Raw genomic sequence first — 13,208 nt, 5'->3', positions numbered from 1 at the left:
TGTGGAGAGGAGAAAAACTTAAGATGAAAGTAGTTCATGTGAATACATTTGATGCTCAGGGGGGTGCGTCAATAGCTGCCTTGCGGCTTCATGATGCGTTAATGAGAAATAATGTGGAATCATATATGTTAGTACAAGACAAAATAGGTGATCATGCAAATGTTACAAGAGCAGTTGAAAATAAATTGGATAGATTCTTCTTTTCTAAATTGAGAACGGCACGTGAACAACTACAAAGAAGTAAATATAAAAAAAGAGAAAATATCCCGTATTCAACAGGTGGTTTCGGTCTTGATATTTCAAAACATCCTTTAATAAAAGAAGCGGACATCATCAATTTACATTGGATTAACATGGGATTTGTTTCTTTAAAAACGTTGAGAAAACTATCAAAACTAAATAAAAAAATAATATGGACCTTACATGATAGCTGGCCTTTTACGGGAGGATGTCATGTTAGATATGAGTGTGATAAGTATATTGATAAGTGTGGTAATTGCCCGACACTTAAATCGAATAAAAATACTGACCTTTCAAGACGTATATGGTCAAAAAAACAAAAGATATTCAAAATATCAGATATATCATGGGTTGCACCTAGTATATGGTTGGCAGGGTGTGCCAAAAATAGTTCTCTACTTTCAAACATGGACATAGAAGTAATACCAAATACATTAGATGTAGATATTTTTAAACCGATTGACAAACTCCTATGTAGAGAAATTTTAAATATTGATCCTGAAAAATACATCATTTGTTTTGGTGCGGTTAATGGAACCGATGCAAAATACAAAGGTTTCAAATACTTGGAGGAAGCAATCAGTATATTGGTGAATAGTTATCCGGAACTAAGAAATAAGCTGGAAATTTTGGTGTTTGGAGCTAGCAATGGTAATTATTCAAGTGATTTAAAGGGTGTGATAAGGTTTATGGGAAGACTACATGACAATTATACCTTAGCAATTGTTTACAATGCTGCAAACGTCTTTGTTGGTCCATCACTGGAAGAGTCCTTTGGCCAAACCTTTAGTGAAAGTATGGCTTGCGGAACCTGTGCAGTAGCCTTTAATCAAAAAGGTCCTGTCGATATTATTGACCATAAAGAAAATGGGTATTTGGCCAAGTTTTTAGATTCTGATGACTTAGCAAATGGTATTTATTGGTGTTTAACGAATAATAATAACAATGTACTGGGAATGAATGCGCGTAAAAAGGTAATTCGAGAATATTCTTATGATGTTATAGCAAAAAAATATATTGAATTGTATAAAGTTATAAGTAATGGATAGATTTGATGTAGAAGGATTTATCTAATGATAGAAGAGAGGTAAAGTAAATGGTATCGTTAATAGTTATTGATTATTATTCAGCGGAAAGGACTATAAAATTTATTCAGGATGTAATGCAAATGATCTGTTGTAGTAAGCCAATAAATTTAATTGTAGTGGATCATTCTAAAGATAATCAAAATTTTAATAAAATGTATACTGAGATTGAGGCAATCAATTTGGCTACTAAAGTTGAAGCCATTGAGGCATCTAGAATCACTAATGGATTAAGAAAAATAGAGAATTGTTATTTATACACGTTACCATCGATGAAAATCATCCTTTGTGAGGCTAAGAACAATTCAGGTTTTGCAAAAGGTTGTAATCTCGGTGCTGATATTTCTAAAGAGTTGTTTAAGGATGAATACTTAATTTTTTCAAACAATGATATCTTGTTTGAAGAAAAAGTAGATTTGGATATTGTACTCAGTCAATTTGCGAAGGATCCTAATATCGGTCTTATCGGGCCTAGTGTTGTTGGACTAGATGGAAAAACACAATCACCTAATAAAAAACTATCAATTTGGCAGAGAATTATTTTTTATTATGGATTCTATCCATTGAATCATTTACTCATGAAGTATTTTGATTTTAATATGACGAATGATCTAATGAAGAATTTCAATGGAGAATATTGTTATCGGGTTATCGGGGCATTTATGATTTTTAAAACAAGTACTTTCTATCATATTAACTGCTTTGATGAGTATACATTTTTATATGGTGAAGAATTAATCATAGCTGAAAAACTAATTAAAGCAAATAAGAAAACACTATTTTATAAAAATATGAAGGTCATTCATGAAGAAGGAGGAAGTACAAATAAGAGCCACAATAATACAAACAAAATGAAGATGATGTTCGATTCACAATATCATTATTATAAGCAATATTTGAATAGTAATTGGTTAGAATTGAAAGTGTCTAAGCTAGCATTTCAATCTTACTTACTCATGAATAGAATCAAAGAGGTTATAAATCAACACTCAAAGAAACGAAGAGAAGTACATGATTAAAGTCACATATGCTATTGTTCTTCACTCTTAATCGTTAATTGAAAAATTTAAGTGAGATCCACTACACAAGGGTATCTCTTTTTTCATATATTGATTTTAGGAGATGATAAAAATGGATGATACTGGTATGTATTATATTTCTTTTCATTCAGAAGCAACAACTATTGGAAATGGTATTGAGTTTAGTATTGATGGTACTTCGAATATGATCAATATTGAAATAAGTGGAACTGCAACGTACTCGTTGGTTATTTTTGAAGGACAAGTTTCAAGTAATTGGGTTCCGTTAAGTGCTGTTAATCTTACAACACGAAACTCAGCTAGTCAAACAATAGGTAAAAATGAAGTATGGCAAGTTGATTTAACAGGCTTTGCAAAATTTAGATGCAGAATTGGTGCAGTTACTGGAGGGAGCTTGTCAGTAAATGGCTATGTATGGGAAAAAGCACAAGAAAAAATTGCTAGAGAATTAGCAGATGATGAAGATATAAATATGTCGATAAAAAAGGACGGTATTTCTGTTGAAAACAATGCTTCAGAGATTAATTTTACTGGAGGTGGAATAACTGTAATTAAGGTTTCAGAAGGTAAAGTCGAAGCAAATGTAGCAAGTACAAGTGGAAATTACACTTTGCCAGTGGCAACAAGCGCTGTTTTAGGTGGAGTAAAGCAAGGGAATAACGTCATCATAGATGGTAGTGGAGTCATGAACGTTGCCACGCCTTATACACATCCTACGAAGCATACAGCTGATATTATCCTACAGGATTCTAACAATAGATTTGTCACAGATATAGAGAAATCAGTATGGTCACAAAAACAAGATGCATTACCAGATAAAGCTACACATGCAGGACTTGCATTAATCGTAAATCATACAGAAGATGGCTATGAATATAGTGGATTAGATGGTGGGGAGATACTACCCAATAAGACTGGGAATGCAGGTAAAGCGCTTATTGTAAATGGGACTGAAGACGGTTTTGAGTATGGAGCATTGTCATCTGGGGCACAGGATTTAACCATTATACAAAATCAATTAAAATGGCTCACCTATGATTTAAAAGCATTTGGTTGTTTAGGAAATGATACAAATGAAGCAGCATTGGTAGCTTCTGTAATTACTGCAATGCCACCTTTTGCTACCTTACATGTACCATATGGTACTTTCAATTTGAATGGAAGCACACTTATAATTAATAAACCTATGACAATTATTGGCGGTGGTAAATTGAAGAATGGTAAAATCCTTATTAGTAACACTTCCCATATCAAAATGAGTGGAATTAACACAGAGGCTTTCTACTTAGAAATTAACAACTCTTCGGATGTTAAAATTATTGGGTGTACTTTTTATAATCTGACAAAAGATGTTACGGGCTTTATTACCATGAATACTAGCTGTAGTGATATAGACATTTATGATAATAAGTTTAGCGACATCAAGTATGTGACATCATATACAACCTATGGTTGTGCAATTAAAATTGAAATAACAAGTAAAACAATATCTGACCTTAGAATCAAAAGAAATGAAATGTACAATATCCATGGACCGGCAGCAATATGGATGGGAGGAAGTGGCACATCTGAATTTAATAGAATTACGATACAAGGAAATAAAATACATCATACTGGAAGCTTTGCGATTGAATTCTTTCAACTCTCATTAATATCTTTCAAGGAATGTATTATAGATAGTAATGAAATTTATGACATAGGTGCTATACGAACGTTAAGTTTTGGAAATGGTTGTGGAGGTATATTTGTTAATAGTGCGACAGCATTAGACATCATTGTTACCAATAACGTGCTTAAGCGTATTACAGAATGTGGAATCGAGGGCAGTTTCAAGCTAGTTGCTAATAACTATATTGAAGATACAGGTTGCGATCAATTACATAGACCAATTACCGATAGTTCAAGTATTTATGATGGTGGACAAAATATTATCAACAATGTAATTGTAAATCCAGGTCAACATGGAGGGGTCTATTATTTCTCAAATGGTAAAATAGTAGATAAAAACTATTGTGGTAATATAATTAGAAATACTTTTATAGCATGGAAGGGAAATACAACCTATGTATTAGAAGATTTAGTGGTATCTGATAATAGGTGGTATGTTTGTAAACAGGCAGGTATATCAGCAAATAGTATGCTTAAAGGTACTGGTGCAAACATCGTTGATGGAACTTGTAAGTGGGATTATAAGAAGCCATTTGCGAAGCTGGGGATTAGCTTAAATGCAATAGGAGGAATAGAAAACATAGCATTTAAGGATAATGTTGCTTTTGAAATAGAGACTTGTTTAAGTTCATCAGCATGGAATAAGAACATTACCATCAGTGGAAATGTACACCAATGCAATATGGTATCTAAATACGCATATTTTGGTGGTTATGGTGGAAGGATATGTGATGGTTTGATTTATGAGAAACCACATTTCTCATCTAATAATGTACCAACAACAGGTAGTTGGAGATCGGGGGACATGGTTTATCATTCTGCACCCATAGTATCGGGTTATATAGGCTGGATATGTATAAATTCAGGAACTTTTGGTACACTTTCAAGTATTACAGGTAATGTTGATAATGGAGGTACAGTCATGACTGTAAACAATGCTACGGGTTTACATGTAGGTGATATGATCTTTATTGTAGGTATTCAAGGTTCACGTTATGTAATGACAATATCTGGAAATGCAATAACATTAAACTATCCAGTTACTTCAACTGTAAGAAATGCGGTTGTAAGTTATGTAGCACCTGTTTTTAAGGGGTTTGGTTTAATACAGGCATAATTATGTTAGAGGTTGTCATTTGTTTTATAAATGAAAAGCATTTTTTAGTACAGGATTCCTAGTAAAATAGGAGTCCTGATTTTAATGGTGATAAAAGAACGAAAAATGTAGAAACATGAAGAATATATAGGCGAAAAATGTAATAATATAATATAATATAAATAATAGTAATTTAATATTGACAAATAGCAAAGAGAATTATAGTATAGTATGTGTAGTATGTGTAGTATGTGTAGTATGTGTAGTATGTGTAGCAAGTTAAAATTCATTATGAGATAAACGAAAAGTAACGAGGGGAAATTGTAATGTACTAGGAGGATTCAAATGAAAAAAATTGCAATTGTAGATACAAGTGATTTTAATACCTATCCCGTAGGTGGGCAGCTAACGAGTATCCAATCTTTTATTAAATATATTGCATTGGAACGAAGCCATGAAATAGAGCTTATTTTAATTGGAATTACTAGAAATGAAAACGAAGTCGACCAACAACTCGTTAGAGTGATTGGAGGAAAGAAATATCAATTTATACCTATTTACTGTGATAAGAATGATCCTCAAAGTCCAAAAGTTTCATTGCGAAAATGCTTCTTTAAAGCACTGATGAAGCACAGAAAAGTCATAAGAGGATTAAAACTAGATATGGTATATATACACACGCCAGAAGCATTTTTACCTGTTAAGCTAGCAAATAAAAAGCTCGAAATTGTTACATTTTCACATGGAAACTATTATGCGTTATTTGACAAAATTAGATTTTCTAAATATAAAAACGTTATGATTAAATTTGTTGTTAATTGCTATATTACCTTTTTAATAAAGCATTCTAATCAAGTATTTGTTTTAGACACTACAACATATACTGACTATAAAAAATACAACAAAAATGTTGAGAAGGTTATGAACTCTATTGATTTAGAGCAGTTTAAGCGATCTAAGCCCATTCAAACAGAGCATATACAGGGGGTATATGTAGGTAGATTATCTCAGAATAAAAATATTGATAAGATAATTATGGCATATAAGGATTTGCCATTACAACATAAACTGAAAATCATAGGCAATGGCGAGATGCATGAAGCCTTATCAAACCTTATTAAGGAACATCATTTAGAAGAACAAGTAGTTCTTATAGGAAGTAAAACACAAGAAGAGCTACCAAAGTATTATCACGATGCGAACTTATTAATTATGAATTCAGACGTAGAAGGACTGCCGATGGTAATTTTAGAAGCATTGTCCTCGGGACTGCCAATTGTTACAACACCGGTTGGAGCAATACCGGAAATGATTCAGGATGGGATACATGGTAGATTTACGAACGGGACATCAAATGACATAAGAATGAAAATGTTAGAACTTCTACCTGATATCAAAAGAATCAGTACATCTAATACTAAATACGCCAAGCAATTTGGTTATCAAACAGTGAATAAAGAAATTTGCAATATCTTATTAAAAGTACAATAAGCGAAGTAATAAAGGCTGCTTATGATGATAAACGAATAAAAATGTAATAAATGAAAGAGGGAACTTATGCAAATAAAAGTCGATAAAAAAGATATTATATGGAGCTATCTAGGTTATTTTTTAAAGCTGGGTTCAAATATTATTATCCTACCATTAGTACTAACGTTTTTAGCTGAGGAAGAGCTAGGTATGTGGTATGTTTTTTTATCTATAGGTAGTTTGGTGACCTTATTAGATTTTGGATTTTCACCTACGATCATGAGGAACATATCTTATTGCTGGTCAGGTGCAAAAGAGCTCATAAAAGAAGGAATTGTAATTACGGATAGTAACCATAATAAGGAGCCCAACTACAAGCTATTTTTTTCCATATATAAGGTATCTAAAAAAATGTATTTTATTATTTCTTTAGTTGCATTAGTCATTATGTTGAGTATTGGTAGTATCTATATACATAGCTTAGTGAATGGTTTAGAAGGTGGTAATCAGATTATGCTTGCATGGTTTATATTTTGTTTTGCAACATTTTCTAATATATATTATTCCTATTGGATACCGATGTTAACTGGAATTGGTCTCATTAAGAAATCGCAAATAGCTACAATTATTTCACAGAGCGGCTTCCTTATAGTAGTATTGATTGGGCTTTTACTTGGATACGGGTTAATAGCAGTTTCCGTAGCTTATTGTATGAATGGAATCATTCTGAGACAGGTATCTAAGAAGTTTTTTATTAACGAGAAAGGTATTAAGAAACAGTTTTCTAGATATCGTCGCAAGAAAAACTCTAGGGATCAAGAGTTGTTTTCAATCATATGGCATAACGCGTATAGACAAGGTATTGTTTCGATTGGGTCCTTTTTAACAATTCAAGCAAGTACATTGATATGCTCTAGCTTTATTGATCTTGCGACAACTGCAAAATATGGTTTGACCTTACAGGTATTTCAAATGCTGGGTTATATTTCAAGAATTCCCTTTATTAGTCTTTTGCCAGAGTTTTCATTATTAAGAATAAACAATGATGTTCAAAAGCTTAAGGAAAGGTTTAGCTTATCACTTGTTATATTTTGGGTAAGTTATATTACAGTAAGCATAGGAGTTGTGTTGTTTGGCAATATATTGCTTGCTTTAATTGGATCAAACACATCATTTTTAAGTGCTCCTTTAGCACTGTTAATGGCGGGTTACTTATTTCTTGAATTTAATCATTCTACATTTGCCACTTTAATTACTACTAAAAATGAAGTGCCATTTGTAAAATCAGCTATTATTTCGGGGCCACTTATAGTAGTCTTATCCATCATATTAGTAGGTCCTTTTAAAATGGGAGTTATAGGAATGATGCTAGCACAATCGGTAGTTCAACTTTGTTATAACAATTGGGTTTGGCCACTCAAAGTATTTCATGAATTAAATATTAATATTAGTAAAATCATGGAAATGGGTCTACGAACATTACGAATATCGGCTATAAGTATGTTTACAAAAGCTTGATAAAAATAAAAGGCTTAGTAAAAGTAAAATAAGATGAGATAATTGTTGAGGTAAAAAGAATGAAACAACTTAAAATAACTGTAATAACGGTATGTTTAAATAGTGAAAAAACCATTGAAAGGACTATTGAATCGGTACTTAGACAGACTTACGATAATTATGAATATATTATTGTTGATGGTGGTTCAAAGGATAGAACACTTTCGATTATAGAGCAGTACAGGGATAAATTTGGTAATAAAATGATACTAATTAGTGAACCAGATAAAGGCCTTTATGATGCAATGAATAAAGGCATCAAAATTGCATCGGGTGACGCAATAGCAATCATTAATAGTGATGATTATTTAGAGCATGACGCCTTAGAAAATATTAACAAGGGATTTGTAATAAGTTATGCTGATGTTGTTTGTGGAAATATAGCATTTGTTAAAAAAGACAAATATAACAAGGAGTATAAGACAATTGATTCTACTCTGGATTTTACAAAAGCCAATAAATCTATTTATAAAAGGATAAGACACTATTCGCATCCTTCAACAATTATAAAAAAGTGTGTCTACGATCAGTGTGGTCTTTATGATGATCAGTATCATATTTCAGCAGATTATGACTTCATGATTAGAATGATTTTGAATAAGGTCAAAATGCATTATATTAATAATACAATTTGTTACTTTACTATGAATGGGGTAAGCCAAAGTCAAAGAGCTAGAGGAATAAAGGAAAACAAAGACATTAACAAAAAATACTTCGGTGATTATTACAGCCTATTCTTTTTTGGAAAAGAAAGTATCTTGATAACTTTAAAAAGATTAGTAAGATTTAAAGTAAAGTGGGTGAAAAGAGATGCGTAATGATCATAAAATAAGTTTTAGAGATTACTATATAAAAATACTGAGTAAAGTGTGGGTTATTTTGACTATGGGTATCATTGGAACCCTTGGTTCTTATTATGTGACTATGAACTTTGTTGAACCAACCTATGAAGCAACGGTTACTCTTTACAACGGAAATAAGACTACAGGTTATAGCCAACTCAATAAAGAAGAAGAACTGATTAACAGTGAATTAATGGATGACTATATTGAATTATTGAAATCAGGACAAGTTCAAGAAGAGATCATACAAAGATCAGAATATAATTTGACTGATAGTAGCTTGGAAAAAAATTTGGATATCGTTGTTATGCATGGTACACGCTTTATATATTTGAAATTTAAACATAAGAATCCAGAATACTCAATGCGTATTGTCAATCAACTCTCGAATTCTTGGATAAAAAAGGCAGAAGAAATTATGGGTGTAGATAATCTGCAAATCCTTCAATATGCGAAAAGCCCCATTGATCCAATTACACCAGTACTTCGTCAAAATGTAATACAAACCACCGTTTTGTTTGTTTTGATTGGATTTGTATGGGTGAGTTGTCGAGTAAACAATACAAAAAAAATAAGTAGTGAAAAGGCTATAGTGGAAGAAGCTGGTTTGGTTGTTCTGGGTACTGTAACAAATATGAAAGAAAAGAAGCGTCATATCAGAATATGATTGATAAGATAGGGGGAAAAAACAATGCATTACTTAATAGAAAGAAGCTTGATTATAATAATCATATTCACTCCAGTTTTTCGAATCATAAACGGGTATCAAAGTGTTTTTGGTGATGTAATGCAGATTGGGTTTTTAATATTATTTTTATTGTGGTTTTTCTTAAAACAAAATAATCCTGATTTTTATACAATAGGTGGAGTTTTGCTATTGTTAATAACTACTAAAATTGTTTTATATGGATTTCAAAGTGACTATATCAAGATGATGATTTTCTTTATCTTGACGATATTGAGCGTGGACGATGGATTTGTTTTGCATGCTAAGGATTTACTAGTAAAGCTTAAGGCGCCAATGATTTTATATATGATTGGGCTTAATATTTATTTGCTAATTATGATGTTAAAAGACTCATCTTATTACAATATGTATGAAGAGTCCTATTTTACCGGGAGTATGCATCATCCGCATACAATGGCCTACGCTTGCATGTTTATTATTTTATTCATTATCATTCTTTCGGCTATATATATGAATAAATGGTTGTTACTTTTAGCGATAATACCAATATATGGTATTAACTTAACAGGTGTTAGAACTGTTGTAATTGCTTTATTGATACCAGTATTGGTTTACTTAATAAGAAAAATAAAAAGATTAAGAGATATTATTGTATTCGTTTTTGCAGGTGGGATAATTGTGATATTCTCTAATCTGCTAGTAAAAAACAGTTTAATCGTTCAGAAATTTTTATTGGCGAATGAGGATATAACATCGGGAAGATCTACCTTCTGGTTAGTAGATCTAATGGAATATGTTGGATTTAATCCACTAGAAAAATTATTGGGAAGTAGCTTTGATTACTTAATTTATGTTAATTATAAGTCAGTTGGTATGAGTATTGGAGCTCATAACGATGTTATCACATGGCTTTTTGTCTTTGGAATAATTGGGCTTTTGATGTATATAAGTTTGCTCGTCATTTACTGTAAAAATATCCGCTTGGAATTTGTTTTGCTGACTATATTATTGCTGTTTTTAAACGGATATTATACTTATTCGGAATTGGTATATATCATGCCATTATTAGTAATTGTTAGTAAACTAACAATCGATGGCAATAAAAGTGAAAAGGGTGTTACAAATAGCTTGAAAAGACTACCCTTGGAGTATTCATAATATAGTATAGAAAAAATTGGGGGAATGAAATGAAATATTTAAATATTTTTAATGTACATGTCAATTGTACAGATAGAAAAACTTTGCTTAAGGACATTCAAGATATGGTTCATAAAAAGCAAGCGAGTTATATTGCTTTCACTAATGTGCATGTTATCGTCACAGCAATGAAAAATGAGCAACTAAGAAAGACCCTTAATGAAGCGGATCGAGTAGCGCCTGATGGGATGCCATTGGTGTGGCTTGGTAAGTTTCTTATGAAGTCTGGTGTTGAAAGGTGCTCTGGACCTGACATTATGGAGGAAGTTATGAAAGTAAGCAATGTTAATGGATATAGTCATTACTTCTATGGTAGTACGGAAGATACACTTAGTCGACTGCAGCAGGAGTTATCAATAAAATATCCAAAGCTTAAGATTGCTGGGAGCTATTCTCCACCATTTAGAGAGCTTTCAAAAGAGGAGGATCAGATCATTGTAAATGAAGTCAATAGATTATCACCTGACTTTATATGGGTTGGTTTAGGTGCACCAAAACAAGAAATTTGGATGAAAAAACATAAGAAACTAATTAATCGAGGCGTTATGATGGGTGTAGGCGCTGCCTTTGATTTTCATGCAGGTAGTATCAAGCGAGCACCTCATTGGATGCAGAAGGTTGGATTTGAATGGTTATTCAGATTAATTCAAGAACCAAAACGTCTTTGGAAAAGATACTTTATTACGAACCTAGTATTCCTTTATAGCCTATTAACGAAAGGAGTAAAATTAGAAGAAAGGGAGATTTTATGAAAATGAATAAGCCAACCCAAATGATTCATAACATAAATTTCAAGTTAACCAAACAAACTATATTTCCAGTCGTTCTTTGTATTGCACTGATTTTGTTCTTATTAACGAAAGGATATATTAGTCGTGAACGAACTGTTAGTGAACTCAAAGTTGGTATACAAGAAGATATTGGTATAGGAATTGTAGAGGAGGAGTTTGTTTCAGAAGAAGTCTTGTATTCAACTCATGTTTATTCCAATCTTAATTTAGAGGAAGCTATAGATGGAGTATTTAATCTTAACAATAGTGTATATGATCTGAATAATCAAACAATTTACATTAATAAGCCAATATCTTTCATTGGCCCAGGGAAAATAAAAAATGGGCATCTGATTGTACATGATACACAGGACATAAGCTTTCATCAATTAGAGACAGAAAATGTAGATATTACATTTTCGAATGCATCAAATATCGCTATCGAAGATGTGAAGTTTCAAAATATTTATGGTGATATTCTTGGATTTGTTGTGATTAGTCAAAATGTAAAAGATCTGTTAATTCGTCGTAATAGTTTTACTAATATTCAATATAAAACATCAGCAACAACATATGGCTGTGGCATTAAGGTATTGGCATACGATACAACATTAAGCAATATAGAAATATCAGAAAACACATTTGACCAAATATATGGACCTTCAGCTATTTGGATAGGAGGAAACAATGCAGTTATTGACAAAATGATTATAGATAATAATACTATCCATGATACAGAAAGCTTTGGTATAGAGTTTTTTCAATACGACGGAAAAATTAATGTAACAAATACGTATGTTCAAAATAATGATATCTACAATATTGGAAGTATTAGAAAAACAGTTAGTGGAAAGGGTTGTGGAGGTATCTATAGTAATTTAGAAAATGTAGAGATATATGTTCTTAATAATACAATCAAAAGAGTACGTGAAGTGGGAATTGAAGGTTATTATACTGCAATTGAAAATAATTACATCGAAGATACAGGCTATGATCAAATTAATCATCCGATAGAAGATAATGCAGGAATATATACATCAAGTCCAATGGTTAAAGGCAATACAATTATTAATCCTGGTTTGAACGGAGGTATTCATAAATTCTCAAATGACGTGTTGTCAGATATGATCATTAAAAATAATGTGATCAAAAATGTTTTTGACTATTGGGAATCAAATAAAACATATCATAAAGGTGATGTGGTTGTATCTGGAGAAAAATGGTATAGCTGCACCCAGGGTGGTATTTCGGGTGAAGTCTATTTAACAGGAACATTAGAGCGTATCATGGATGGAACATGCGTATGGAGCTATAAAAAGCCTTTGGCTGATTCTGCAATACAACTAAATGCTGTAGGGGGGCTTGAACGAATTGAGATTAGTAACAATTATGTACTCGATATAAAATATTTTAATTGGTTGTCAGGGTTTATTGACGAAATTCATATTACTAATAATAAACATGAGGTGGATAATTTCAAGTTGGAAGATATAGAATTTCTTACAGGGTATGGGAACAGAAGGATAACCAATGGAAAGATTCAATTAAAATAAAG

The 13,208-nt window shown here is 31.9% G+C and carries 10 protein-coding genes; all 10 read left to right on the top strand.

Translation table 11 applies throughout. From position 1 onward, the window contains the following. Positions 1-23 precede the first annotated feature (23 nt). The 10 genes from CVU84_14175 (at position 24) to CVU84_14130 (ending at position 13,206) form a co-directional block, all read left to right on the top strand. On the top strand, positions 24-1,289 hold the full coding sequence (locus CVU84_14175) for a glycosyl transferase family 1 (protein PKM93725.1): 1,266 nt from the start codon (positions 24-26) through the stop codon (positions 1,287-1,289). A gap of 47 nt (positions 1,290-1,336) precedes the next feature. Beyond that, positions 1,337-2,344 carry a hypothetical protein gene (locus tag CVU84_14170; protein PKM93724.1) on the top strand — a complete coding sequence of 336 codons (1,008 nt, stop codon included), beginning with the start codon at positions 1,337-1,339 and terminating at the stop codon, positions 2,342-2,344. A 112-nt stretch (positions 2,345-2,456) separates the two neighbouring features. Beyond that, positions 2,457-5,150, top strand: a complete 2,694-nt coding sequence (locus tag CVU84_14165) for a hypothetical protein (GenBank protein PKM93723.1) — start codon at positions 2,457-2,459, stop codon at positions 5,148-5,150. A gap of 324 nt (positions 5,151-5,474) precedes the next feature. Continuing rightward, a complete protein-coding gene (locus tag CVU84_14160) occupies positions 5,475-6,620 on the top strand; it encodes a hypothetical protein (GenBank protein ID PKM93722.1) in 1,146 nt (381 codons plus the stop codon). Positions 6,621-6,686: 66 nt separating this feature from the next. After that, on the top strand, positions 6,687-8,117 hold the full coding sequence (locus CVU84_14155) for a hypothetical protein (GenBank protein ID PKM93721.1): 1,431 nt from the start codon (positions 6,687-6,689) through the stop codon (positions 8,115-8,117). A 59-nt stretch (positions 8,118-8,176) separates the two neighbouring features. Beyond that, on the top strand, positions 8,177-8,974 hold the full coding sequence (locus CVU84_14150) for a glycosyl transferase (GenBank protein PKM93720.1): 798 nt from the start codon (positions 8,177-8,179) through the stop codon (positions 8,972-8,974). After that, complete coding sequence (locus CVU84_14145; GenBank protein PKM93719.1) at positions 8,967-9,665, top strand: hypothetical protein; 699 nt, start codon at positions 8,967-8,969, stop codon at positions 9,663-9,665. The genes CVU84_14150 and CVU84_14145 overlap by 8 nt, the downstream gene beginning before the upstream one ends. Before the next feature lie 24 nt (positions 9,666-9,689). Then, positions 9,690-10,844, top strand: coding sequence for a hypothetical protein (locus tag CVU84_14140; GenBank protein PKM93718.1), 1,155 nt, complete (start codon positions 9,690-9,692; stop codon positions 10,842-10,844). Between the two features lie 29 nt (positions 10,845-10,873). Then, positions 10,874-11,635 carry a glycosyltransferase gene (locus CVU84_14135; protein PKM93717.1) on the top strand — a complete coding sequence of 254 codons (762 nt, stop codon included), beginning with the start codon at positions 10,874-10,876 and terminating at the stop codon, positions 11,633-11,635. Next, a complete protein-coding gene (locus CVU84_14130; GenBank protein PKM93716.1) occupies positions 11,632-13,206 on the top strand; it encodes a hypothetical protein in 1,575 nt (524 codons plus the stop codon). The genes CVU84_14135 and CVU84_14130 overlap by 4 nt, the downstream gene beginning before the upstream one ends. The last annotated feature ends 2 nt before the right edge of the window (positions 13,207-13,208 follow it).

The sequence above is a fragment of the Firmicutes bacterium HGW-Firmicutes-1 genome, assembly GCA_002841625.1.
Taxonomy (GTDB): domain Bacteria; phylum Bacillota; class Clostridia; order Lachnospirales; family Vallitaleaceae; genus HGW-1.
Note: the sequence above shows the minus strand (reverse complement) of the source record. Positions and strands in the feature narration are given on the sequence as shown.